Source organism: Glycomyces arizonensis DSM 44726, assembly GCF_000482705.1.
GTDB classification, from domain to species: domain Bacteria; phylum Actinomycetota; class Actinomycetes; order Mycobacteriales; family Micromonosporaceae; genus Glycomyces; species Glycomyces arizonensis.
Genome location: NZ_AXWO01000018.1, coordinates 18,163 through 42,621 on the forward strand (window position 1 = coordinate 18,163; position 24,459 = coordinate 42,621).

Annotated in this window: 19 protein-coding genes and 1 pseudogene; 11 read left to right on the plus strand and 9 right to left on the minus strand. The window is 71.4% G+C overall.

The features are described 5' to 3' along the window. Window positions 1-34: 34 nt before the first annotated feature. The 3 genes and pseudogenes from H613_RS0113595 to H613_RS26465 form a co-directional block, all read right to left on the minus strand. Window positions 35-1,471 (minus strand): GuaB1 family IMP dehydrogenase-related protein, encoded by a 1,437-nt coding sequence (locus H613_RS0113595; protein WP_026924239.1) that lies wholly within the window; start codon window positions 1,469-1,471, stop codon window positions 35-37. Window positions 1,472-1,612: 141 nt separating this feature from the next. Beyond that, window positions 1,613-3,343 (minus strand): annotated as a pseudogene (locus tag H613_RS26460) (acetyl/propionyl/methylcrotonyl-CoA carboxylase subunit alpha); the annotation flags it as partial. Window positions 3,344-3,500: 157 nt separating this feature from the next. Further along, window positions 3,501-4,175: a PadR family transcriptional regulator gene (locus tag H613_RS26465; RefSeq protein WP_051393330.1), complete on the minus strand. Its 675-nt coding sequence runs from the start codon at window positions 4,173-4,175 to the stop codon at window positions 3,501-3,503. A 165-nt stretch (window positions 4,176-4,340) separates the two neighbouring features. On the opposite strand from H613_RS26465, the gene H613_RS0113610 reads away from it, so the two are divergent. Then, the gene (locus tag H613_RS0113610; protein ID WP_026924240.1) at window positions 4,341-5,312 is read left to right on the plus strand and encodes a daunorubicin resistance protein DrrA family ABC transporter ATP-binding protein; all 972 of its coding nucleotides are present in this window, start codon (window positions 4,341-4,343) and stop codon (window positions 5,310-5,312) included. Between the two features lies 1 nt (window position 5,313). After that, window positions 5,314-6,087 (plus strand): ABC transporter permease, encoded by a 774-nt coding sequence (locus H613_RS0113615; RefSeq protein ID WP_026924241.1) that lies wholly within the window; start codon window positions 5,314-5,316, stop codon window positions 6,085-6,087. A gap of 71 nt (window positions 6,088-6,158) precedes the next feature. Here the strand turns inward: H613_RS0113615 and H613_RS0113620 are convergent, their stop codons facing one another. Next, window positions 6,159-7,436 carry a nucleotide sugar dehydrogenase gene (locus H613_RS0113620; RefSeq protein WP_035738086.1) on the minus strand — a complete coding sequence of 426 codons (1,278 nt, stop codon included), beginning with the start codon at window positions 7,434-7,436 and terminating at the stop codon, window positions 6,159-6,161. Window positions 7,437-7,778: 342 nt separating this feature from the next. Here H613_RS0113620 and H613_RS26470 point away from each other — a divergent pair, with 342 nt between their 5' ends. Then, window positions 7,779-8,885, plus strand: a complete 1,107-nt coding sequence (locus H613_RS26470) for a glycosyltransferase family 2 protein (RefSeq protein WP_051393331.1) — start codon at window positions 7,779-7,781, stop codon at window positions 8,883-8,885. Here the strand turns inward: H613_RS26470 and H613_RS31440 are convergent. After that, complete coding sequence (locus H613_RS31440) at window positions 8,802-10,256, minus strand: glycosyltransferase family 2 protein (RefSeq protein ID WP_051393332.1); 1,455 nt, start codon at window positions 10,254-10,256, stop codon at window positions 8,802-8,804. The two genes, H613_RS26470 and H613_RS31440, sit on opposite strands and share 84 nt — an antisense overlap. 29 nt (window positions 10,257-10,285) lie before the next feature. Next, entirely contained in the window at window positions 10,286-11,785 is a 1,500-nt protein-coding gene (locus tag H613_RS26480) for a glycosyltransferase family 2 protein (protein WP_084546609.1), read from the minus strand. Window positions 11,786-11,944: 159 nt separating this feature from the next. Here H613_RS26480 and H613_RS0113640 point away from each other — a divergent pair, with 159 nt between their 5' ends. From H613_RS0113640 to H613_RS0113660, 5 genes are all read left to right on the plus strand, one after another. After that, the gene (locus H613_RS0113640) at window positions 11,945-14,434 is read left to right on the plus strand and encodes a glycosyltransferase (RefSeq protein ID WP_026924243.1); all 2,490 of its coding nucleotides are present in this window, start codon (window positions 11,945-11,947) and stop codon (window positions 14,432-14,434) included. After that, a complete protein-coding gene (locus H613_RS0113645) occupies window positions 14,431-14,778 on the plus strand; it encodes a hypothetical protein (protein WP_026924244.1) in 348 nt (115 codons plus the stop codon). Before H613_RS0113640 ends, H613_RS0113645 begins: the two co-directional genes overlap by 4 nt. Before the next feature lie 115 nt (window positions 14,779-14,893). Further along, complete coding sequence (locus H613_RS0113650; protein ID WP_026924245.1) at window positions 14,894-15,712, plus strand: ABC transporter ATP-binding protein; 819 nt, start codon at window positions 14,894-14,896, stop codon at window positions 15,710-15,712. Next, complete coding sequence (locus tag H613_RS26485) at window positions 15,709-17,730, plus strand: CDP-alcohol phosphatidyltransferase family protein (RefSeq protein WP_035738087.1); 2,022 nt, start codon at window positions 15,709-15,711, stop codon at window positions 17,728-17,730. Before H613_RS0113650 ends, H613_RS26485 begins: the two co-directional genes overlap by 4 nt. Before the next feature lie 91 nt (window positions 17,731-17,821). Further along, on the plus strand, window positions 17,822-18,247 hold the full coding sequence (locus tag H613_RS0113660; protein WP_026924246.1) for a hypothetical protein: 426 nt from the start codon (window positions 17,822-17,824) through the stop codon (window positions 18,245-18,247). A gap of 10 nt (window positions 18,248-18,257) precedes the next feature. On the opposite strand, the gene H613_RS0113665 is transcribed toward H613_RS0113660, so the two are convergent. After that, entirely contained in the window at window positions 18,258-19,148 is an 891-nt protein-coding gene (locus tag H613_RS0113665; protein ID WP_051393334.1) for a polysaccharide deacetylase family protein, read from the minus strand. Between the two features lie 389 nt (window positions 19,149-19,537). Between H613_RS0113665 and H613_RS0113670 the strand changes: the two genes are divergently transcribed. Together H613_RS0113670 and H613_RS0113675 are read left to right on the plus strand one after the other, a co-directional pair. Continuing rightward, complete coding sequence (locus H613_RS0113670; RefSeq protein WP_026924248.1) at window positions 19,538-20,128, plus strand: non-oxidative hydroxyarylic acid decarboxylases subunit B; 591 nt, start codon at window positions 19,538-19,540, stop codon at window positions 20,126-20,128. Between the two features lie 94 nt (window positions 20,129-20,222). Further along, window positions 20,223-20,486 carry a hypothetical protein gene (locus H613_RS0113675; protein WP_026924249.1) on the plus strand — a complete coding sequence of 88 codons (264 nt, stop codon included), beginning with the start codon at window positions 20,223-20,225 and terminating at the stop codon, window positions 20,484-20,486. A gap of 84 nt (window positions 20,487-20,570) precedes the next feature. Here the strand turns inward: H613_RS0113675 and H613_RS0113680 are convergent, their stop codons facing one another. Next, window positions 20,571-21,971, minus strand: a complete 1,401-nt coding sequence (locus H613_RS0113680; protein ID WP_035738088.1) for a UDP-glucose dehydrogenase family protein — start codon at window positions 21,969-21,971, stop codon at window positions 20,571-20,573. 329 nt (window positions 21,972-22,300) lie between these two features. On the opposite strand from H613_RS0113680, the gene H613_RS0113685 reads away from it, so the two are divergent. Further along, on the plus strand, window positions 22,301-23,467 hold the full coding sequence (locus H613_RS0113685; RefSeq protein ID WP_026924251.1) for an acyl-CoA dehydrogenase family protein: 1,167 nt from the start codon (window positions 22,301-22,303) through the stop codon (window positions 23,465-23,467). 11 nt (window positions 23,468-23,478) lie between these two features. On the opposite strand, the gene egtD is transcribed toward H613_RS0113685, so the two are convergent. Further along, on the minus strand, window positions 23,479-24,453 hold the full coding sequence (gene egtD / locus H613_RS0113690) for an L-histidine N(alpha)-methyltransferase (RefSeq protein WP_026924252.1): 975 nt from the start codon (window positions 24,451-24,453) through the stop codon (window positions 23,479-23,481). Window positions 24,454-24,459 lie beyond the last annotated feature (6 nt).

Consider the following 24,459-nt stretch of genomic DNA (forward strand, 5'->3'; position numbering starts at 1 on the left):
ATTATAGGCTATAAGGTATAGGTGGATTGGGACGTCACCAGCCGCTCGGCACCGGCGCGCCCTCGGTGTAGCCCGCCGCCGACTGTACGCCGACCGCGGCGCGCTCGTGGAACTCGGACAGGTTCGTCGCCCCCGCGTACGTCGCCGCCGAGCGGACCCCGGCCACGATCGAGTCGAGCAGGTCCTCCACGCCAGGGCGCCTCGGGTCCAGGTACATCCGGCCGCTCGAGATGCCCTCCTCGAACAGCGCCTTGCGGGCCTGCTCGAACCCCGAGTCCGTCGCGCTGCGCGCCTTCACCGCGCGCGCCGAGGCCATCCCGAAGCTGTCCTTGTACGGCTTGCCGTCCGCGTCGTAGTGCATGTCGCCGGGCGACTCGTGCGTCCCGGCGAACCACGAGCCGATCATGACGTTCGAGGCGCCCGCCGCCAGCGCCAGCGCCACGTCCCGCGGGTGCCGCACGCCGCCGTCGGCCCACGCGTGCCTGCCGAACCGCCGCGCCGTCGCCGCGCACTCCAGCACTGCCGAGAACTGCGGGCGGCCCACGCCGGTCATCATCCGGGTCGTGCACATCGCGCCCGGGCCCACGCCCACCTTCACGATGTCGGCGCCCGCGTCGATCAGGTCCGTCGCCCCTTCGGCGGTGACCACGTTCCCGGCCGCGATCGGCACGTCCGGCGCGGCCTTGCGCGCCAGCTTGAGCGCGTCGAGCATCCGCTCCTGGTGGCCGTGCGCGGTGTCGACCACGATGAGGTCCGCCCCGGCCTCGACCAGCGCGGTGGCCTTGCCGGTGACGTCGCCGTTGATGCCGATGGCGACCGCGACGCGCAGCCGCCCAGAAGCGTCGGTGTTCGGCTTGTACAGCGTGTTGCGCAGCGCCCCCGGCTTGGTGAGCACCCCGTGGAGGCGCCCGGTGTCGTCGAGGACCGGCGCGAGCTTGACGTTGGCCTCCTCCAGGATCTGGAAGGCCTCGGCGTCGGTGATGCCCTGCGGCAGCGTGACGAGGCGGTCGGAGGCGACCTGCTCGAGCTGCGTGAACCGGTCGACGCCGCGGCAGTCGGCCTCGGTGACCACGCCGAGCGGCCTGCCCTCGGCACCGACGACGATGACCGCGCCGTGCGCCCGCTTGGGGAACAGCGCGAGCGCCTCGGCGACGGTCGCGGTCGGCGGCAGCGTCAATGCGGTGTCGCAGTCGAGCGGGCGGGACTTGACCTTGGCGATGACGTCGGCGACGACATCGACCGGGATGTCCTGCGGGATGACGGCGATCCCGCCGCGGCGGGCCAGCGTCTCGGCCATGCGGCGCCCCGACACGGCGGTCATGTTCGCCGCGATGATCGGGACGGTGTTGCCGGTGCCGTCGGCGGTCGCCAGGTCCACGTCGAGGCGCGAGGCGACCGCCGACCGGCCCGGGACCATGAAGACGTCCGAGTAGGTGAGGTCGTGTCCGGGCTGGTCGTCGATGAAGCGCATGGTGCTGGCCCCCTAGGTGGTGTACGGCGCGTGGATGCACCGCCGGGCACTCTAACCGGTTTCGGCCAGGCACCGCAGTGGTTGTGGTGCTACGCACAGCGACTCTATTGTCCCTCGGGAGGGGAGGAGGCGTAAGTCCGTGATCTGACAGATCGGCGCGCCGGCCGAGACGACGTCGCCGATGGCCACTTCCAGGCCCGACACGGTGCCGGACTTGTGCGCCTCGATCGGCTGCTCCATCTTCATGGCCTCCAGGACCACGATGGTGTCGCCCTTGACGACGCTCTGGCCGTCGGACACGGCGACCTTGACGATCGTGCCCTGCATCGGCGAGGGCAGGTTGTCCCCGCCGACGGCCGGACCGGCGTCGGACTTCTTCTTCGGGCCGCGCTTGCGCGGCTTGGCCGAGGCGGCCGGGCTCAGCAGCCCTGCGGGGATCGACACCTCGAGGCGCTTGCCGCCGACCTCGACGACGAGGCTGGTGCGGTCCTCGGCCTCGCCGACCTCGGCGGTGGCGTCGAAGGGGGCGAGCGTGTTGTCCCACTCGGTCTCGATCCACCTCGTGTGGACCGTGAAGTCCTCGGCGAAGGCGGGATCGGCGACGACGGCCCGGTGGAAGGGCAGGACCGTGGCCAGCCCCTCGACCTCCATCTCGGCCAGCGCGCGCCGCGAGCGCTGCAGGGCCTCCTCGCGGGTGGCGCCGGTGATGACGACCTTGGCCAGCAGCGAGTCGAAGTTCCCGTCGATGACGGTGCCGTCCTCGATGCCGGTGTCCACCCGGACGCCCGGCCCGGACGGCAGCTTGATGGCGGTGACGGTGCCGGGGGCGGGCAGGAAGCCGCGACCGGGGTCCTCGCCGTTGATGCGGAACTCGATGGAGTGGCCGCGCGGCTCGGGGTCCTCGGTGCGGTCGAGGGCCTCGCCGGAGGCGATGCGGAACTGCTCGCGCACCAGGTCGATCCCGGAGGTCTCCTCGGAGACGGGGTGCTCGACCTGGAGGCGGGTGTTCACCTCGAGGAAGGAGATGGTGCCGTCGGTGCCGACGAGGAACTCGACGGTGCCGGCCCCGTGGTAGTCGGACGCCTTGCAGATCGCCTTGGCGGCGCTGTGGATCGTGGCGCGCTGCTCGTCGTTCAGAAACGGCGCGGGCGCCTCCTCGACGAGCTTCTGGTGGCGCCGCTGGAGCGAGCAGTCGCGGGTGCCGACGACGATGACGTTCCCGTGCGTGTCGGCCAGGACTTGGGCCTCGACGTGGCGGGGCCGGTCGAGGTAGCGCTCGACGAAGCACTCGCCGCGCCCGAACGCGGCCTCGGCCTCGCGGACGGCCGACTCGAACAGCGCGGGGATCTCCTCGCGCTCCCGGGCCACCTTCAAGCCGCGCCCGCCGCCGCCGAAGGCGGCCTTGATCGCCACCGGCAGCCCGTGCTCGTCGGCGAAGGCGGTGATCTCCTCGGCGTCCTTGACCGGCTCCTTGGTGCCGGGCACGAGCGGCACGTCGGCGCGCATCGCGAGGTGGCGGGCGGTGACCTTGTCGCCGAGGTCGCGAATGGACTGCGGGGTGGGGCCGATCCAGGTGATCCCGGCGTCGATGACGGCCTGGGCGAAGTCGGCGTTCTCCGAGAGGAAGCCGTAGCCGGGGTGGACGGCGTCGGCCTCTGAGCGCTCGGCGATCCGGATCAGCTTGTCGATACGCAGGTACGTGTCGGCTGCGGTGACGCCGTCGAGGGCGAACGCCTCGTCGGCGAGGAGGGTGTGGGGAGCATCGCGGTCGCCGTCGGCGTAGACGGCGACGGACGCGAACCCGGCGTCCCGGCAGGCCCGGATGACTCTCACTGCGATCTCGCCGCGGTTGGCGATCAATACCTTGCGCACGCTCCGCAGTGTAATGGCCGGGTATCCGAGACCGGGGGCCCGTCGAAGACCATGGCCCATGGAAATAGGTATAAAGCGGGCAGGTTTTGTAGTGTTCCGACAGCTGGCATTGTCGATTTTTTGAGGTGATCTACCGAACGTTCGTTAAGGCCGGTGCTCACCGGAACGTCTGCTGCCAGTGCTCGACCGCCGGGTTCACGTAGCGGTCTGAGCGGATCGACTCGCGCCACTGCTCGCCCTCCTTCGGCCCGACGTCCTGCCCGAGTTCGAGCTCGCCGGACTCGATCCGCTCGGCGGTGGACTCGCACCACTCGGCGTCGGTCGCCATCAGGTCGATCTGCCGCTTGATCAGCGCGCGGACGTGCGAAGGCAGGAAGTACTCCTCCCGTCCGCAGGTGAACTCGCCGGTGGTGGAGGCCAGCAGCACCGTCATCGCGTCGATGCGCGCGTAGAGGACCTCGGTGCGCTGCCGCAGCAGGGCCGTGTTCTCGCTCTTGCTGAGCACGTTCGCGAACGACCACGCGGTGTGGAACGGGTCGTCGGCCGGGGCCACCTCCCACAGCTTCTCGCGCAGCAGCCGCTGAAACTCGCTCTCGCCTGTCACAGTGATCCGATACGTTGTCCGGGCGGGGCGGTCGTCCACCGACTCGGTGGCCACGACCTCGATCAGGCCGTCGGCGGTGAGCTTCTTCAGCGCGTGGTAGATCGAGCCCGCGCCGATCTCGGTCACCCCCGGCATCCGCCACGAGTCGAGCTCGCGGCGCACCAGGTAGCCGTGGACGGGGCCGAGCCATCTGACCAGGCCCAAGACGAGAAGACGCGTGCTCCACATGCGGCCATATTATAGCGTTGACTAACCCTCTGACTAGACGGATACCTGATTGCAAGCCATGTGGCACGCCATCTATAGTCAAATTTGAACAAGGAAGGCGGTCCGGCGGGCCGCACCGAACACCACAGCGTCGAACGCTGACCGGAACCCACCCGTGAGGTACCCATGCTCATTGAAACGAAGGGGCTGAAGAAGGTCTTCAAGTCCCGCGGGAAGGAGGTCGAGGCCGTCCGCGGCGTCGACCTCTCCGTGAAAGAAGGGGAGATATTCGGACTCCTCGGCCCCAACGGGGCCGGGAAGACCACCACGATGCGGATGCTCTCCACCCTCATCGAGCCCAGCGAGGGCCACGCCTCCGTCTGCGGCCACGACCTCGCCTCCGACCAGGCCGGCGTTCGCCGCGACATCGGCTACGTCGGCCAGGAGGGCGGCACCTGGGGGGAGGTCACCGCCCGCGAGGAGCTCATCATGCAGGGCCGCCTGTACGGCATGTCCAAGAAGACCGCCGCGAGGCGCGCCGCGACCGTCCTCGAGGCCTTCCAGCTCACCGAGTTCGCCGACCGCAACATCAAGACCTACTCCGGCGGCCAGAAGCGCCGCCTCGACATCTCGCTCGGCATCATGCACGAGCCGAAGCTCCTGTTCCTCGACGAGCCCACCACCGGTCTCGACCCGCAGTCCAGGGCCCACATGTGGGACGAGGTCCGCGCCCTGCGCGAACGGGGCACCGCGGTCTTCCTGACCACGCACTACCTCGACGAGGCCGACGCCCTGTGCGACCGGCTCGCCATCATCGACCACGGCGAGATCGTCGCCGAGGGCACGCCCACGGCGCTCAAGAAGGAGGTCGCCGGGGACGTCGTCGCCATCGGCGTCAACGAGCGGCACGACGAGGCCCGCGCCATGCTCGACGCCAAGGACTTCGTCCGCGAGGTCGAGGCCGGCGAGCCCGACCCCGCCACCGGCACCGCCGTCATGCGCCTCTACGTCGACGACGGCTCCACCGCCCTGCCCGAGCTGCTGCGCGCCCTCGACGGCGCCGGCATCGCGGCCGCGTCCATCGAGCTGCACCGGCCCAGCCTCGACGACGTGTTCCTGAAGCAGACCGGCCGCTCGCTGCGCGAGGAGGAGTCCTGACATGAAAGCCCTGCGAGACACCTGGCTCGTCTACTCGCGAGCCATGATGCTCAACGTCAAGCAGCCCGTGTGGCTCGTCGTCATGCTCATCCAGCCGCTGTACTTCCTGATCTTCTTCGCGCCGCTGCTGAACTCGTTCGACGACGTGCCCGGCGGCATGCCCGGCTTCGAGTCCGGCGCGATGGAGACGTTCGTGCCCGGCCTGATCATCATGATGGCCCTGTTCGGCTCCACGTTCGTCGGCTTCGGGCTCATCGCCGAGCTGCGCCAGGGCGTCATCGAGCGGATGCGGGTCACCCCCGTCAGCCGCGTCGCGCTCCTGATCGGACGGACCCTCTCGACGGTCACCACGACGCTCGTCCAGGCGCTCATCCTGGTGGTCCTCGCCTCGCCGCTCGGCGGCCTGACGATCTACTGGCCCGGCGTGTTCCTCATGTTCGGGATCATCGTCCTGACCTCGTTCATGCTCGGCGCCCTGTCCTACGGCGTCGCGATCGTCCTCAAGAGCGAGGACACCCTCGCGCCGACGCTGAACACGCTCGTCCAGCCGGTCATGCTGCTCTCGGGCATCATGCTGCCGATGGCGCTGGCCCCGAGCTGGCTCCAGAACGTCGCGAACTTCAACCCGTTCTACTACGCCGTCGAGGCGGCCCGGGCGCTGTTCGCCGGCGAGCTGGAGAGCGACTTCGTCTGGCAGGCCGCCCTCTTCATCGGCGGCCTGGCCGTCCTGCTGGTCGTCTGGGCCAGCCGCAAGTTCGCCCGCGCCGTCGCGTAGGGCGCCCGCGAGGAAACCGGGAGACGACGAGCCGCCGCCGGAGGCCTCCTCCGGCGGCGGCTCGTCCCGCCTCAGAGCGTCTCGACGCCCTCGGCGCCCCGCAGGGCGCCGCGCGTGTCCAGGACCGCGACGCCGGAGGGCATGGCGGCCGCGGTGTACTCGCCGTGGTCGGTCAAGAGGACCACCAGGTCGGCCTTGGCGTCGCCCAGGTCGCCGACGCGCTCGACCTCGTGCCCGGCCACGGTCCACGATGTCACGTGCGGGTCGTGGTAGGCCACTTCGGCGCCCGCGTCGATGAGCTTCTTCGCCACCGGCTCGGCCGGCGACTCGCGCTGGTCGGCGATGTCCGGCTTGTAGGTGACGCCCAGCAGCAGCACCCGCGCGCGCGACAGCGCCAGGCCGTTCTCGTTGAGGCGCGACATCGCCCGGCCGACCACGTACTCGGGCATCCGGTTGTTGATCTCCTGGGCCAGCTCCACGAACCGGAACGGGTAGCCGAGGGTGCGGACCTTGTAGGACAGGTAGTTCGGGTCGATGGGGATGCAGTGCCCGCCCACGCCGGGGCCGGGGTAGAACGCCTGGTACCCGAACGGCTTGGTCTTCGCCAGGCCGATCGCGTCCCACAGGTCCACGCCGAGCTCGCGGCAGAAGACGGCCATCTCGTTGACCAGGGCGATGTTGACGTGCCGGTAGGTGTTCTCCAGCAGCTTCGCCATCTCGGCCTCGCGGGTGCCCCGCGCCTCGACGACGGTGTCGACGAACCGGCCGTACAGCCCGGCCGCGGCCGCGGTGCAGGCGGGGGTGAGGCCGCCGACGACCTTGGGGGTGTTGACGATCCCGTAGACGGGGTTGCCCGGGTCGACGCGCTCGGGGGAGAAGGCGAGGTGGAAGTCCTCGCCGGCCTTGAGGCCGTTCTTCTCCAGGATCGGCGCGACGACCTCCTCGGTGGTGCCCGGGTAGGTCGTGGACTCCAGCACCACCAGGGTGCCGGGCATGAGGTGATCGCCGACCGAGCGGGCGGCGGCGGTGACGGCGCCGAGGTCGGGGCCGCCGGCCTCGGAGAGCGGGGTCGGCACGCAGATGACGACGGCCTTCGCCCGCGCCTGGACCGACGGGTCGGTCGAGGCGGTGTATCCCTGGCCGAGCATGGCGGCGAGCGCGTGGTCGTCGATGTCGTCGATGTGGCTGGACCCGCCGTTCAGCGCGTCGACGACGCGCTGCGAGCGGTCGAGGCCGACCACGGTGAGCCCCTTGGCGACGGCCGCTTGAGCGAGCGGCAGGCCGACGTAGCCCTGGCCGACGATGACGAGATCGATCGGCTTCTCGCCGGCATGCTCATTCGATGCCATAGTGGAGTCCTTTGCGGTTCGGTGGGAGGTGGTGCGGGTGTACGCGCCCTGAGATTAGCAATATCAGAGCCCGCCGATCTGACCAGGGCGAACATAGGAATTTATTCGAAATCAGTTCACTTCGCGGCCATCTGCGGGCAAGGCGGCGGCCAATTGCGATGATTGTTCACCTATTGATGTGCAAGAGTTCATCGTCGGTCCGATTTACTCGGCGTGTCGTTCGAATGGCGCCGAACACACGCCGAAAATCGCAGTTCACATGTCCGAACGCACTATCGCGCGCGTGACTCGCGCCGTATTCATGGGGCATCGCGGTTGCCGCTGCGGGGTTAGTATTCATCCATGCCCGCATTGAGCATCGTCATCCCCGTCTACCAAGCCGAGGATTACCTCGCGGGGTGCCTCGACACGATCGTCGGCGGCGGAGACCAGCTCGAGATCATCATCGCCGACGACTGCTCGCCCGACCGCTCGCGCGCCATCGCCGATCGCTACGCCCGCAGCGACCGGCGCATCCGCGTGGTGTCCACACCCGGCAACGCCGGGTCCGGACCCGCCCGCAACTTCGGCCTGCGCCACGCCACCGGCGACTACGTCTGGTTCGTCGACGCCGACGACGAGCTCAAGCCCGGCGCGGTCGACCGCGTCATCGCCGCCGTCGCCGACAGCGAAGACCAGCCCGACGTCGTGCTCGTCCAGCACGACAAGGTCCGCGACACCGGCACCGTCGAACTCGGCGAGCTCGCCGACCTCGCCGACCAGAGCCCCGTCGACCTCGACGGGTTCACTCTGGAGGAGTGGCCGCAGATCGTCGACTACACCCACACGCCGTGGACGAAGGTCTCCCGCCGCGAGTTCCTGACCTCGATCGACCTGGACTTCCCCTCCGGCTGGTACACCGACATCCCCTGGACGTACGGGCTGTTCCGCCGCGCCAAGCGCATGTCGGTGGTCACCGACTGCTGCTACCAGTGGCGCCAGCGGGCCGGATCCTCCATCACCCGCACCCGCGACGACCGGCACTTCGACGTGTTCACCCAGTGGCAGCGCACCTGGGACGACTTCGCGGGCGTCGACGACACCGGCGTGCGCGTCGCCCTGTTCAACCACATGGTGTGGCACCTGCTGCTCGTCATCGGCAACACCGAGCGCGTCGACCCCAAGCGGCGGCGCGAGTTCTTCCGCCGCACCTCCGAGCTGTACCGCCGCTACCACCCCGGGCCGGAGGCGTGGCGGCCCGCCCCCGGCACCACCGGCCTCAAGCAGCGCCTGCTCGCCGCCCGCGCCTACCTCGGATACGAGGCCCTGCGCCAGGTCTGGCGCCTCGGCCAGGGCACCAGGCGCCTCCTGGGCGGCACCGCGGCCTCAGCCGCGGAGGCGGCGCAGGACGCCGCGAGCGCGCCGGGCCAGTCCGTCGGCCCCCCGCCGGGAGGCACCGCCGGCCCCTGACGCCGAGCCGCGCAGCGCGTCCACCAGCGGCCCTTCGGCGACGTGCCGGGCGCCCCACACGTCGGCGATGTCCACGCCCAGGTGGGCGGCCCTCGCCGCGGCGGCGGTGCGCACCAGGCGGGCGGTCCCCTCGGGAAGCGCGACCTCGAGCCTGCCGAGCCGGGCCTCGTTCGCATGGGCGATGAGCGATTCGACCGCGTCGGCGCGCGGCTTCGCCTTCGCCGGCAGCCAGATCCGGTACGGCACGGCCGGGTCGTCCGCGACGCCCGACGCCAGGCGGACCCGCGGCTCGCCGCGGAACGCCTCGGCCAGCAGCCGCGCCTCCAGGTCCGGGTCGTCCAGCGGGGCGCCGCGCTCGGGCAGCGGCCGCGGCCACTCGCCCAGCAGCGTCACCCGCACGTCCGGGACCGTCCCGGCCAGGACCTTGTCGACGCAGGCCTCGGCGCCCGGCCCGGCGTCGACGAACACCTCCGCCAGCGGCGTGTCCCAGCCGCGCCGCGCCCGGGGGCGCTTGACGTCCAGCTCCGGCACCCGGTTGGCGATGTGCGGCTTGCGGTAGCGCTTCGCCAGGTCCCCGCGGGCGGCGATCTGGCGCGGCCCCAGGTGCCACGACGAGGAGCCGCCGTCGGGCACGAACACCGCCCCGGCCTGGTGCAGCCGGTAGCCGAAGACCGTGTCCGAGCCGAGGATCACGTCCGCGTCCATCCCTCCCGAGGCCTCGAACAGGGCGCGCGGCACCGAGAACGTGGCGCCCACCAGGACGCGGAACGCCCGGTGGTCGGCGCCCTTGAGCGCGTCGGTGCGCTCGATGATCGCCTCGATCCACTGCGGCTCGGAGTCCTCGACGGCGAACAGCCCCGCCGCGTCCCCGTCCCCCACCCGCTTGTGCACCTCGGCCGGGTCCAGGTCGCCGTCGGCGTAGTCCACGAACCGCTTGTGGCCCAGGACCGCCAGGTAGTCGGCGGCGTGGTGCCAGCGCATCTGCGACTCGACGTGGTCGGCGAACGCCAGCATGTCCGAGTCGAGCCGGAGGACGACGTCGCCGTCCGAGCGCTCGACCCCGGAGTTCGTGGCGTGCGCCGAGGCCCAGCCGCCCGGCAGCGGCGGCACGATCCTCGTGTTCGCCGGGCGCAGTTCGGGCAGGCGCAGGGCCGGATCGGAGCCGTCGTCGACGACGACGACCTCCAGCAGGTCCTCCGGATAGGTCTGCGCGGCCAGCGCCGCGAGCACCACGTCGAGCCGCTCCTGGTGGCCCTGCGCGGGGATGACGACGCTGACGCTCAGTCGCGGCGTCCAATCGCCGGTCGGCGGGGCGACCGCCCCGTAGTCGTTGCACCGGATGGTCGGCTCGGTTCCTGCTGTCGAAGGCACCGTGGTCTCCTCTGGTTCTCGCTTCGGTCTCAGCGTTTGAGCAGGCTGCGCAGGCGCGCGCGCTGGCGGGCGTTCAGGAGGCGGCGGACGAGGCGGCGGGCCGCGTCGGCCGGTGCGGGGTTGAAGGCGGTCGCGGCGGGCTCGGCCGCGGCCAGGCCCTTGTGGACGACCGCGCCCCAGATGCCGGCGACGACCCGGTCGAGGTCCTCGCCCGCACCGATGTGGCGGGCGCGCGCGAACGCGGCGGTGCGCTCGAAGCGGGCGGGCGCCGAGCCGGGCACCTCGGCCAGGACCAGGCCCGCGTCGGCCCGCTGGGCGGCGGCGAGGACGCCGGTGACGCTGCGGCCGTGCAGGGGGACCGGCCTGGGCAGGATCAGCCGGTAGGGGACGGCCGGGTCGGCCTCGGGCTCCTCGGCGGTGACGCGCACGCGCGACTCGGCCGCGTACATCTCCTCGATCAGCCGCAGCTGGGCGCCCTCGCCGGAGAGGATCGCCTCCCGGTCGTGCCGCGGCGCGGCCTGCCCGGTGACCAGCGTGATGCGGACGTCGGCGTCGGTGCCTGCCAGGACCGGCGCCACGGCGGCGTCCACGTCCGCGACGGCGGCCTCGCCGACGCCGATGACGATGTCGACCAGCGGGACGCGCCACCCGCGCGGCGGGGCCGATCGCCGCATGCCGTGCAGCGGCACGCGCTGGGCGATGTAGGGCAGGCGCTGGGCCCGGCCCTCGGCCTCCTTCTCCTGCATCTGCGGGAAGCCCAGATGCCAGGCCGAGGAGGTCCGCTCGGGCACGAACACGGCCCCGGCCTGGGCGAGCCGGTAGGCGAACTCGGTGTCGCTGCCCAGGCGCAGATCGGTCGACAGGCCGCCGGCGGTCTTGAAGAAGTCGCGGTGGAGCGAGCCGGTCGCGCCGATGAACACCCGGTAGTTGCCCGGGTGGTGGACCGTGAGGCCGTCGGTGTCGTCGATGACCGCCTCGATCCAGTGCGGACGGCTGGCCTCGATCGCGAACAGGGCCTCGCCTTCGCCGCAGACGGTCTTCTCGTAGACCTGCTCGGGCGTGCGGTCGCCCTCGGCGTAGTCGACGAAGCGCTTGTGGCCGAGGACGGCGAGGTAGTCGGCGGCGTGGTGCCAGCGCATCTGGGCCTCGACGTGGTCGCGCCAGGCGACCATGTCGGCGTCCAGGCGCAGGATCACCTGGCCTTCGGCGTGCGCGACACCGGTGTTGACGGCGTGGGCCGAGCCCCACGACTCGGCCGTGGTGACGACCAGCCGGGTGTGCTCGGGGCGCAGTTCGGGCAGGCGCAGGGCCGGTTCGGAGTTGTCGTCGACGACGACGACCTCCATGAGCTCGGCCGGGTAGGTCTGGGCGGCGAGGGCCGCCAGCGTCAGGTCGAGCTTCTCCTGGCCGCCGTAAGCCGGTATGATCACGCTCACTGCCAGGTTCGGTCGCCAATCACTGGAGGTCGGCGGATGCAGCGCCCTATAGTCGTTGCGGACGATGCGGGGGCGCTTTGGAGAATCGTTCATTTCGCGCTCACGATATCCCGTTCGTATTCGATGTTATTGACCGGCTTGCCTGTTCAACGGTTGTTCACCCGAATGGGCATTATTGTTCGAGTCCGATTCATTTAATCTACGAATTGGACGCGACCACCGTGCGGAATTCGACTGGAGACTGTGAAATCGATGAACGCCTACGACGAGGCGGCGCTGTACCCGTCCCGGCTCACCGATGACCACCTGGCGCGGGCGGCGACCCGGCGGCCGGGGACCATGGCCGCCACGGCGCTGCGCACCCGCTCGCCGGGCGCGCGGCACCTCCTCGCCCGCGCCGCGAGCCGGACCATGAGCCTCCCGCAGCTGCTCGAGGCCGCCCGGTCCGGCGGTACCGACGCTGAGGTCGACGCGGCGGCGCTGTGCGAGCTCGCCCGCGTCGTCGGCCTCCAGTTCGGCGGCGATGACGACCGCCGCGACGCGCTCGCCCTCTACGACCTCGCGCTGCACCGCGCCGGACGCAAGCGCATCGCCCCGCGCCACCAGGCCCTCCACGCCCAGCTCGCCTGGTCGCTCGGCGAGACCGAGCGGGCGCGGGAACTGCTGCGGCGCTACAAGGCCATGCCCGCGCTCGAAAGAGGCGCACTCGAAGCCGACCTCGCCCACCCCGACCACGTCCCCGGTGCCGACGAGCGGACCTGGATCTCCCGGCTCGGCGCGCTGTGCCGCCTGCCCTCCCTCAGGCTCGACCCCGACGCGGACCTGCCCCGGTTCGACCGGCTCCGCGCGGGCGGCGGGCCCGCCATCACCGGCGGCCCCAAGATCTCGGTGGTCATGACCGCCTACGAGCCGACCCGCGCACTGCGCACCGCCGTCGAGTCCCTCCTGGCCGGCACCTGGACCAACCTTGAGATCCTCGTCGTCGACGACGCCTCCGACAGCGGTGCCTCCGGCGAGGCGTACGACGGCGTCCTCGACGAGGTCGCCGCCCTCGACGACCGCGTCCGCCTCATCCGCAGGGACACCAACGGCGGCACCTTCGCCGCCCGCAACACCGCCTTCGATGCCGTTACCGGCGACTTCGTCACCGGACTCGACTCCGACGACTGGGCCGCCCCCGACCGCCTGGCGAACTCGATCGCCCCGCTGCTGGAGGACCCCGAGCTCCAGCTGACCCACTCCGAGGCGTTCCTGTTCGGCGAGGACCTCACCGTCACCCGCCCCGGCCGCGTCCTCACCACCGTCTCCACCGCGTCGATGACGTTCCGCCGCGGCGTGCTCGACCGCATCGGCTACTACGACGAGGTCCGCAAGGGCGCCGACACCGAGTTCCTGCACCGCGTCTCGGCCGCCTACGGCACGGCCGCGGTCAGGCGCCTGCGCGGCCGGTGGGACACCCTCATGCGCCAAGCGCCCGGCTCGCTGTCCCGCGACGAGTTCGGACCCGGCTGGAAGCACCCGGCCCGCCGCGCCTACCAGTCCGCCTACCCGCTGTGGCACCGGGCGATCAGCGCCGGGAACGCCGACCCCCGCCTGCCGCGCTCGCCCGAGCGCCGCCCGTTCTGGGCCCCGTACCACACCGCCGTCGCCGGACGCGATCAGCGCCGCCGCCGCTTCGACGTCGTCTTCGCCCTCGACTGGCGGCCCTTCGGCGGCCCCCAGAAGTCCACCATCGAGGAGATCAGGGCGCTGCGCGGCGAGGGCCTGGACATCGCGGTCATGCACCTGGAGTCGTGGCGGCACATGACCACCGACGACCGGCCCATGGGCGAGGCGATCCAGCGCATGGTCAACGACGGCGAGGTCGACCAGGTCCTGCCCACCGACGACGTCGAATGCGAGCTGCTCGTCCTGCGCTACCCGCCGATCCTCCAGTTCCGCTCCGGCGAGCGCTCGAACGTGCGCCCGAAGCGGATGATCGTCCTCGCCAACCAGGCTCCCGCCGAGCGCGACGGCTCCGACGTCCGCTACGTCCCCGACGCCTGCCACGCCAACGCCACCGCGATGTTCGGCGTCGAACCGCTGTGGGTGCCCCAGGGGCCGCAGGTCCGCGAGGCCCTCGGCGGCCTCACCGCCGCTCGCCCGGCCGACTTCGACATGCCCGGCATCCTCGACACCGCCCAGCTCGCGCCCGCCCGCTCGGGCTTCCGCTCGACCCTGCCGGTCGTCGGGCGCCATTCGAGGGACGACTGGACGAAGTGGCCCACCGCGGGCGACCTCCCGCTGGTCTACCCCGGCGACGGCCGCTGGGACGTCCGCGTCATGGGCGGGGTCAAGGCCGTCCGCGGCATCCTCGGCCGCGAGCCCTCCCCGGAGTGGACCTGCTACCTCTACGACGAGACCGACATCGACGCGTTCCTCTTCCAGCTCGACTTCTGGATCTACTTCCCCCACCCCAAGCAGTACGAGGCGTTCGGGCGGGCCGTGCTCGAGGCCCTCGCCGCCGGATGCGTCGCCGTCCTGCCGCCCCGCTTCGAGGCGACGTTCGGCGACGCCGCCCTGTACTGCGAGCCCGCCGAGGTGATCGGCCTGGTCGACGCCCACTACGCCGACCCCGAGCGCTACCTCGCCCAGAGCGCCCTCGCCCAGCAGCGGGTGCTCGAGCGCTTCAGTCACGACTCCTACCGCAAACTCGTGACCGACCTCCTGTCGGACACCGCGACCTTCGAGGACCACCAGTGAAATCCATGCTCAAAGCCGTCTACGGCCGCCTGGGCCGCCCGTCGCTCCGCCGCCTCGCCGCCGTCCTGGGGCCGATCGCCGCGGCCCTGTTCGTCGTCGCCGCCTATTTCGGCGACGCCCGACTCGTGTCGTCGCTGTCGCTGCTGATGAGCCTCGTGACGATCGCCGCGGTGGCCGTGGCGTGGAACGAGGCCCGCAAGACCCGCGCCGCGGTGCGCGCCTCCACCGAGCGCACCGAGGTCACCTACCGGCGCATCCTCGCCGCCATCGAGGTCGAGCGCCTCGCCGCCGAGCGCCGCCACGCCCAGGGCCTCGTCGTCCCCGCCCAGGAGCAGAGCCGCTGACACCGCCCGGCACGGGGCCCGCCGGGGGCCCCGCCTCGGCCCGGGGCGCCACGGCGGACGCGAGCGGTAGTATTGGCGCGCCGTGTCAACCACCTGTTCTGGGAGGGCCGCCCCCATGGAGGAGCCGATCATCCAGGCTCGCGACCTCGGAATCCGCTTCGCCAAAGGCAAGCAGAAGAAGGGGCGGGTCAAGGACCTGTTCGTCCGGCGCGCCGCCAACAAGAAAGGTGCCGCCACCGAGGACTTCTGGCCCCTGCGCCACGTCAACTTCGACATCTTCCCCGGCGACTCCGTCGGCATCATCGGACGCAACGGCACCGGCAAGTCGACGCTGCTGCGCCTGATCACCGGCGTCCTCATCCCCGACGAGGGATACGTGCGCCGCGAGGGCCGCGTCGCACCGCTCATCGCCCTGTCCGCGGGCTTCTCCGGCGACCTCACCGGCCGCGAGAACGTCAACCTCGTCGGCGCCCTCCACGGCATGACGACCAGGGAGATCAAGTCGAAGTTCGACGAGATCGTCGACTTCTCCGAGCTCGAGGACTTCATCGACACGCCCGTCAAGCACTACTCCTCGGGCATGAAGGTGCGCCTCGGCTTCGGGGTGATCACGCAGCTGCCGCACCCGATCCTCCTCGTCGACGAGGCCCTCGCCGTCGGCGACGCCGCGTTCAAGAAGAAGTGCCACGGCGTCATCCAGGGCCTGCTCGACGAGGGCCGCACTCTCGTGTTCGTCTCCCACTCCCCCGGTGAGCTCAAGAAGTACTGCCAGCGGGGCATCTTCCTCGACACCGGCCACGTCGTCACCGACGGGACCGTCCAGGAGGCTCTGGACTCCTACAAGTCCGCCGAGGACGCCGACGCCAAGCAGAAGGCCGACAAGAAGAAGGCCGCCGAGGAGGCGGCGCGCAAGCCCGTCGAGGCGGCTTCGTGAGCCGAGCCGTCATCCTGCCGGCTCCAGGCGGCTCCACGGCCCTCCCCGACGGCGGCACGGTCCTCGACCGGCTGATCGCGCAGATCCGCGAGGCCGGCTGCGACGACATCACCGTGCTCATCCGCCCCGGAGCCGACTTCAGCTGCAAGGCCGCGCAACTCGAATCGGCCGGCCCCGACGCCGACCTCGAGCACATCGGCGAGATCGCCTTCGGCGGGACCGGGCCGCTGTTCCTCGCCTTCGCCGACCTCGTCGCCTCCCAGACCACCGTCGCCGCCGTCCTGTCCGACTCCTCGCGGCGCTCGGGCGTCCTGGTCGGCGCCGACGACCCGGCCGCCGCCCCGGTCAGCGTCGAACGCGGCCTGGTCACCGGCCCCGGGCCCGGCCCGGCCCGCCTCGGCGGCCTCGCGAAGGTCTCCGAGGCGCACCTGGCGCGCCTCGAACGCCACTGGCCCGCCTCCCGCACGGCCGCCAGGGCCGGGGAGACCCCGACCGACGCCTTCGACGCCGTCCTGGCGGCCCTGCACGCCCGCGCGGTCCCCGTGGGCGCCTACCGGACCCCCGGCCTGGTGCATGTCCAGGCCCGCGACGAGGAGGACGCGGTCAAGACCATCGCCGAGTTCACCTCGGTCGACATGGACGCGTGGCGGCTGAAGAACGCCGTCAAACACGACGACGACCTCTTCGCCACCTACGCCGTCTCCTCCTGGTCGCCCAGGCTCGTCAAGCTCGCCGCGCGCCTCGGCGTGGGACCCACCCCGATCACGTGGGTGTCCATCGTGCTCGCCCTCGGCGCCGCCGGGATCTTCGCCACCGGCTCGGCCGGGCTCGCGGGCGGTGCCGACGCCTCGGTGCCGTGGTACGCCCTGGCCGCGGCGCTCATGTACTTCAGCTTCGTGTTCGACTGCGTCGACGGGCAGCTCGCGCGCTACACCCAGAACTTCTCGGCCTTCGGCGGCTGGCTCGACATGATGGCCGACCGCTCCAAGGAGTTCCTCATCTACGCCGGACTCGCCGCGGGCGCCGCCCTCCACGGCTCCGACGCTGCGGCATGGGGCCTGGCGATCGCCGCCATGATCACCCAGACCGTCAGGCACACCGCCGACACCTGGTACGCCGTCCTGCTCGACACCGCCGTCGTCCGCCAGGCCCGCAGACGCGAGACCGCCCCGCCGGTCGGGCGCGCCGCCCACCTCGGCCAGCGACTCGGCTCGGCCTCCGAGCAGGTCATGGGCGCCCACCGGTCGCCCCTGTACTGGGCCAAACGCACCATCGTCGCCCCCGTCGGCGAGCGCTGGCTCCTGTTGGCCGTCGCCGCCGTCGCCTTCGGCCCCCAGATCGCCATAGGCGCGCTCCTGGTCTGGCAGCTGCTCGCCCTCGGCTACACCACCGCCGGGCGGTGCCTGCGCACCCTCGCCGCGCGCACCGCCGCGCTGCGGCGGCCCGACCGGTCCGCCCACCGCGACGACGGGATCCTCGCGCGGCTCATGCCGCCGGGCGGGCACCGGTTCGCGAACCTGCCCGCCGCCGCCACGGCCCTCGCCGCCGCCTGCGCGGGCGCCGCCGTGTGGCGTGCCGCAGCGGGCGACGTCTGGACGCCGCTCGCGCTCGCCGCGGCCGCACTCCTCGCCGCGCTCACCGCGGCCCGCAGCGACCACGACGGCATCTTCGACTGGCTCATCCCCGCCGGGCTGCGGGCCGTCGAGCTCGGCGTCGTCACCGCCGCCGGGATCGTCGCCGGTGTCGCCTGGCCGGTCCTGTTCGCGCTCCTCGGCGTCATCGCCCTGTACTTCTACGACCTCGCCGCCGGACTCGACAAGGCCGCCTCGCCGGTGGCCCGCCGTGATCTCGGACTCGGTTGGCCCGCAAGAGGACTCGTCGCCATCATCGCGGCCGCGGCGGCCGTGCCGACGGCCCCCGCGGTGGCCACGGCCGTGTTCGCCGCGCTCGCGGTCTACGTTGCGGCCGTGTTCATCGGCGCCATCGTCGCCGGTACGGTGCGCGCCGCCCGCGCCTGAGGGCGACCCCGGGGCGCCCCAACCGAACTCGTCCGGGGCAATACCCGGCAACGGGCGGGCGGCTCTGGTGCATTGCAACTAAGGTGTACCTGTGCGCAAGAACCGGCTGCTGCGTCTGGTGCTCGCCGCGACCCTCCTCGGTGCGGTGAGCGCTTTGTCATTCCTTCCGCACGACGTCGACACGGCCCGAGTGGAGTGGACCAACGCCGACTCGACCAACCCGGTCTACCCGCCGATCTCGCCCAGCCCCAGCTACGACGGCGACGGCACGTCCGAACCGGACGAGAACGGCGGCACCGACGGCGGGGACGGCGGGGAGTCCGAAGGGGCCGGGCCGGAAGGCGGCGGCGACCCCGGGAACTCCGACGTCAACGACCCGACCCGCAGGACCAGCAGTGACGCCGGCGGGCTGCTCGGCCTGTCGTTCCCGGTGCAGGCCGGGATATCGGCCGCTTTGATCGCGCTGGCGTTCCTGGCGCTGCTGCCGGGCCGACGCATGCCCGAGAACCTGCGCTGACCGGCGCCCTTCACAGCGCCGTCAGCGTGTAGCCGCGGTCCTCGAATTCGTCGAGAATGGAGCGCAGGGCCCCGAGCATGCGCCGCTGGTTCGAGGCGCCGTCGTGCAGCAGGACGACCGACCCCGGCTCGGCGTGGTCGAGGACGCGGTCGCGGATCTGCGCCTCGGTGGTGTCGTGGTCCCAGTCCGAAGGGTCGACGGCCCAGTGCAGGGACTCCATGCCCATGTCGGCGGCCACGCGGATCACGCGGTCGGTCCACTTGCCGCCGGGCTGGCGGAAGTACTCGACCTCGGCGCCCGGGGCGGCCTTCTCGATCGCGTCGTTGGTGCGCTGGAGGTTCGCCCGGATCTCCTCCTCGCTCCGCTGGCCGAGGTCCATCTCGTGGTACCACGAGTGGCTGCACAGCGTGTGGCCGTCGTGGACGATGTCGGCGATGAGGTCGGGGTAGGCCTCGGCGTAGGCGCCGATGACGCAGAACGTGGCCTTGACGCCCCGCTCGCGCAGCTCGCCGAGGACCTTCGGCGTCCAGTCCGGGTTGGGGCCGTCGTCGAAGGTCAGCGCGACGGCGTCCGAGCCGGTGTGGTTGCGGGTGCCCATCGGGCCGCCGTAGACGTCGCGGGCGGGGTCGTCCGGCTCGGCGGTGATCTCGGGTTCGGCGCTGCGCTCGGTGAGGGAGGGCTCGGGAGAAGGCGATGGCGAAGGTGAGGGCGACTCGGTATCCTCGTCGTGGGAGGGCTCGGCGGCGGGCGCGCCGGCGATCGAGGGCGAGACCGAGGCCGCCGGGTCGCCGGGGCTGTGGCCTCCCGGATCGGTCCCGTCCGGCCAGGCCCAGGCGAGCAGCACGAGGGTGACGGCCGCGACGCCGATCCCGATTCCGATCCTGACCTTGAATCGCCTCATGGCGTGATCTTATGGCGCAGATGCCGCTATACCGCGACATTCCTGCGCTACCGGGTGAGTGCGTCGTGGTCGTGAGGGACTTCGCTTCCGGTCGCCCTCGTCCCGGCGGGCGGCGTTCGGGCTCTACTGTGCAAGTCGTGGTGGTCACGCGAGCCGGAGTCGGACACGCCGTCCTTGCCCGGTCCTCATGCGCAGTTGCGGCGGTCGCACCGCGCGAGGCGTGATCGTGGGATCAAGGGGTACCGAGTGCATCGGGCCGAGCGTTATCCGGCCCGCCCGTCGTCCGCCACGGCCCGAGAACGCGCTCGCTCCGCATGGAGGCCGCGTTGTCGGGCTCCCGGATATGAGCACCGCGAGGGCCGAGGGGCCCGCGAGTCTGGAGGTCGCGAATGCGATTGATCGTCGGCATGACCGGTGCCACCGGTGCCGTGTTCGGCGTCCGGCTGCTCGAGGCCCTGCGCGCGGTCGAGGGCGTCGAGACGCACCTGGTCATCAGCAAGTGGGCGCGCACCACCCTGAAGCTCGAGACCGGCCGCTCGGCCGCCGAGGTCGCGCGCTTGGCCGATCACAGCTACGGGCCGGGGGAGCAGGCCGCGCCGATCTCGTCGGGGTCGTTCCGCACCGACGGGATGATCATCGCCCCGTGCAGCATGAAGACCGTGGCGGGCATCCGCACCGGGTACACCGAGGGGCTCATCGGCCGGGCCGCCGACGTCGTGCTCAAGGAGCGGCGCAAGCTCGTCCTGGTCGCCCGCGAGAGCCCGCTGTCCGACATCCACCTGGAGAACCTGCTGGCGCTCTCGCGCATGGGCGCGGTCGTCATGCCGCCGGTCCCGGCGTTCTACAACCACCCGCAGAGCGTCGAGGACGTCGTCGACCACATCGTGGTGCGGGTCCTCGACCAGTTCGACCTCCCCAGTGCGGGGGCGCGGCGCTGGAACGGCCTGGGTCCGGACGAGCCGGACTCCGAAGGGAAATAGCCGTCACAGACCGGTTCGGCTTCCCGAGCGCGGTTGCGTGACACTGGAACGCACTGGGTTCGCCGCACTCGAACTCCGAAAGGAAGGAACCGCCGTGGACACGCTGATGTGGGAGGCCAAGGCCCGCCCCGGTCGCGAGGGGGACCTGCTGGAGTGGGCGCTCACCGATGGCGTCGCCGGGCTCGGCGAATCGGTCCGCACGGAGGTCTTCACGGCCTCGGACCGCGTCGTGGTCATCGTCGTCGGCCACGAGGCCCCACGCACACTCTCCGACCCGCCCGAAGACCTCATCGAACGCCCGCCCCACGCCTGGCCCTTCACCCGGATCACGACCAGCCCAAGGCAGCCGAACCCCTGATCCTATAGCCTATAACTCAACATATCATACATTATAGACTATATGTTATAGGTTATAATACGATACTCAGAGGTTCCCGCGACGTCAGCGGCCGATGCCTCGGTAGGTCCAGCCGTGGGCGGTCCACTGGTCGGCGTCGAAGGCGTTCATGCCGTCGAGGATGCGCCGCTCGGCGACCTGGCGGCCCAAGGCCTCCGGGTCGAGCGTGCGGAACTCCTCCCACGGCACCATCGCGCACACCACGTCGGCGTCGGCGACGGCCTCGACAAGGGTCTTCACGTAGCTGAGCTCGGGCGCGGCCGTCTGGGCGTTGTCGAGGCCCTCGGGGTCGTAGACGACCACGTCGGCGCGCGCCCGCCGCAGCCCCTGCGCGATCGCCAGGGCGGGGGAGTCGCGGATGTCGTCGGTGTCGGGCTTGAACGTGGCGCCCAGGTAGGCGACGCGCACGCCCGACAGGTCCGGCCCGGCCGGACCCGGCGGGCGGCCGACCAGCTCGGCGACGGCCCGCACGGTGTGCGAGCGGCGGCGGGTGTTGAGCTGGTCGATCTCGCCGAGAAAGCGGAAGGACTCGCCGACGCCCAGGTCTCCCGCGCGGGCGGTCAGCGCCCTGAGGTCCTTGGGCAGGCAGCCGCCGCCGAAGCCGATGCCGGCGCGCAGGAACTTGTTGCCGATGCGCTGGTCGTGGCCGATGGCCCGCGCCAGGTCGGTGACGTCGCCGCCGGTCACCTCGCACAGGTCGGCCATGGCGTTGATGAAGGAGATCTTCGTCGACAGGAAGGCGTTCGCGGCGACCTTGACCAGTTCGGCGGTGGCCAGGTCGGTCTCGACGACCGGCACCTCGCGGTCCTCGACCGCGGCGAGTTCCAGGATGCCCCTGTGGACGTCCTTGAGGAGCTTGGAGGCCCACTCGGACTGCGCGGCGTAGACGATGCGGCTGGGCCGCAGCACGTCGTGCATCGCGTTGGACTCCTGGAGGAACTCCGGCGACCAGCCGACCTCGACGCCGAGGTCCGCGGGGGCGTGGCGGTCGACGAGCTCCTGGACCCAGGAGGCGGTGCCGACCGGGACGGTGGACTTGCCGACGATGAGGCACTTGCGCGTCAGGTGCCGCGAGAGCTCGGTGACGGCGGCCTCGATGTAGGACAGGTCGGCGCCCGGCTCGCCCTTGCGCTGCGGGGTGTCGACGCAGATGAAGTGGACGTCGGCGAAGTCGGCGACGGCCTGCACGTCAGTGGTGAAGCGCAGGCGCCCGGACTCGAGGTTCTTCTTGAGCAGCTCGGGCAGTCCCGCCTCGTGGAAGGGGAGGGTGCCCGAGGAGAACGCGTCGATCTTGGCGGTGTTGATGTCGTAGCCGACGACCTCGTAGCCGAGCTCGGCGAAGCAGATCGCATAGGTCGCCCCGAGGTAGCCGCAGCCGATGAAGGCGATTCTCGGCCTGGTCGTGGTGTTCTGCGGAGTCTCCGGTGCCTGCGTCGCATTGCCCATCTGATACGTGCCCTGTCTGTGCTCGTCGTCGGTGTCGTGGGCCGGTCCGCGTGTTCGCGCCGGATCCCGTTCGGATGTACCCCCGCAGGGCCGCCGGAGGCGGCCGACATGCGGCTCCGCGAGCGTCTCCGTGAGTGCTTGCGGTAGACGCCATCGTATATTCAACTTCACGCATGAACGGGCGATGACGTTGCGCCGAACCGGTGAAGAATTCCCGGTGTCGCGCATCACCGCCGCTCCGCCGAGTGCGTTAGACTCGGCGTGCGTTACTCACCAGTAACACCACCTGGCGGTCCAGTCCGCCCGACCCCGTGAAGGAGTGAGCGCCGATGAGCACCGGGTTCAGCCCTTACCAGCTGCCAGCAGAATACTCCGAAATCCGGAGCGCCACTCGCGATGTGTGCGATGCGGGAGTCGCACCTCACGCCGCCGAGGCCGACGAGGCCGCGTCCTTCCCGACCGCCTCCTACGAGGCGCTGCGGTCCGCCGACCTCCACGCCCCGCACCTCCCCGCCGAGTACGGCGGAGCGGGCATCGACGCCCTCGGCACGGCCATCGTCATCGAGGAGGTCGCCCGCGCCTGCGCCTCGTCCTCGCTGATCCCGGCGGTCAACAAGCTCGGCACGCTGCCGCTGCTGCTGGACGCCTCCGACGCGCTCAAGGAGCGCTACCTGCCGCCGGTGGCCTCCGGCGAGGCGATGTTCTCCTACTGCCTGTCCGAGCCCGAGGCCGGCTCCGACGCCGCATCGATGCGGACCCGTGCCGAACGCGACGGCGACACCTGGGTCCTCGACGGCGTCAAGCGCTGGATCACCAATGCCGGTGTCAGCGGCTACTACACGGTCTTCGCCGTCACCGACCCACAGGCCGGTTCGCGAGGCATCTCCGCGTTCGTCGTAGAGAAGGACGATCAGGGTGTCTCCTTCGGCGCCCCCGAGAAGAAGCTCGGCGTCAAGGGCTCGCCCACCGCCGAGGTCTACTTCGACTCGGTGCGACTCCCTGCCGACCGCCTCATCGGCGAGGAGGGACAGGGCTTCTCCCTCGCCATGCGGACCCTCGACCACACCCGCGTCACCATCGCCGCCCAGGCGCTCGGCATCGCCCAGGGCGCGCTCGACGCCGCCAGAGCCTACGCCGCCGAACGCGAGCAGTTCGGCAAGCCGATCGCGTCCTTCCAGGCCGTCCAGTTCATGCTCGCCGACGCGGCCATGAAGATCAGCGCCGCCCGCGAGCTCACCTACGCCGCGGCGGCCAAGTCCGAGCGCGGCGACGCCGATCTGACGTACTTCGGGGCCGCCGCCAAGTGCTTCGCCTCGGACGCGGCCATGGAGGTCACCACCGACATGGTGCAGGTCTTCGGCGGCTACGGCTACACCAGGGACTTCCCGGTCGAGCGGATGATGCGCGACGCGAAGATCACGCAGATCTACGAGGGCACCAACCAGATCCAGCGAATCGTCATGGCCCGCGAGCTGCTCAAGGGTAGAGCCTTCTAAGCACTGCGGCCTTATAGGCTATAACTTCCGTCGGAGACTGTGGCGAGAGTGAGCGCGTAGCGGCCCTCGCCGTCGGTCCACCAGTGCCGCGGCGCGAACCCGGCACGGGTGAGCTCGGCGGTGACGCCCTCGCGGCGGAACTTCGCCGAGACCTCCGTCAGCAGGTCCTCCCCGGCCGCGAAGTGGAACTCGATGCCGAGGGCGGCGACCGCGACGCCGAGGGCGCGCCGGGCGCGCAGGCGCATCTCGATCCACTCGCGCCCGGCGTCCCAGCGGACGACGTGTGCGAAGTCGCCGGGGTCGAAGTCGGCGCCGAGCCGCCGGTTGAGGACCTCCAGGACGTGCCGGTTGAACGCCGCGGTCACCCCGGCCGCGTCGTCGTAGGCCGCGACGAGCGCCGCCTCGTCCTTGACCAGGTCGGTGCCGAGCAGGAGCGCGTCCCCCGGCTCCAGGAGGCGGCGCAGGCCCGCCAGGAACCGGGCCCGCCGCACCGGAAGCAGGTTCCCGACGGTGCCGCCGAGGAAGGCCAGCAGGCGCGGCGCGGGCGAGCGCGGCAGATGGAGCTCGCGCTGGAAGTCGTCGACGACGGCCCGGATCTCGAGCCCGGGATAGGCCGCGCTCAAGGCCGCTGCGGCGCCTTCGAGCGCGGCGCGGCTGACGTCGACCGGGACGTACCGCTCGGGGCGCAGCGCGTCGATGAGGACGCGGGTCTTCGCCGAGGAGCCCGAGCCGAGCTCGATGAGGCTGCGGGCGCCGGTGGCGGCGATCAGCGGCGCCCTCTCGGCGAGGATCTCGCGTTCGGCCCGGCTCAGGTAGTACTCGGGCGACCGCGTGATCCGCTCGAACAGCCGGCTGCCTTCGGCGTCGTAGAACCACTTGGGCGGCAGCGACTTCGGACGCGAGGTGAGGCCCGAGAGGACGTCGGCGCGCAGCCGCTCGCCGCAGTCGCCCTCCGGCAGGCGCGAGACGATGCCGAAGCGGCCCATGGCCGC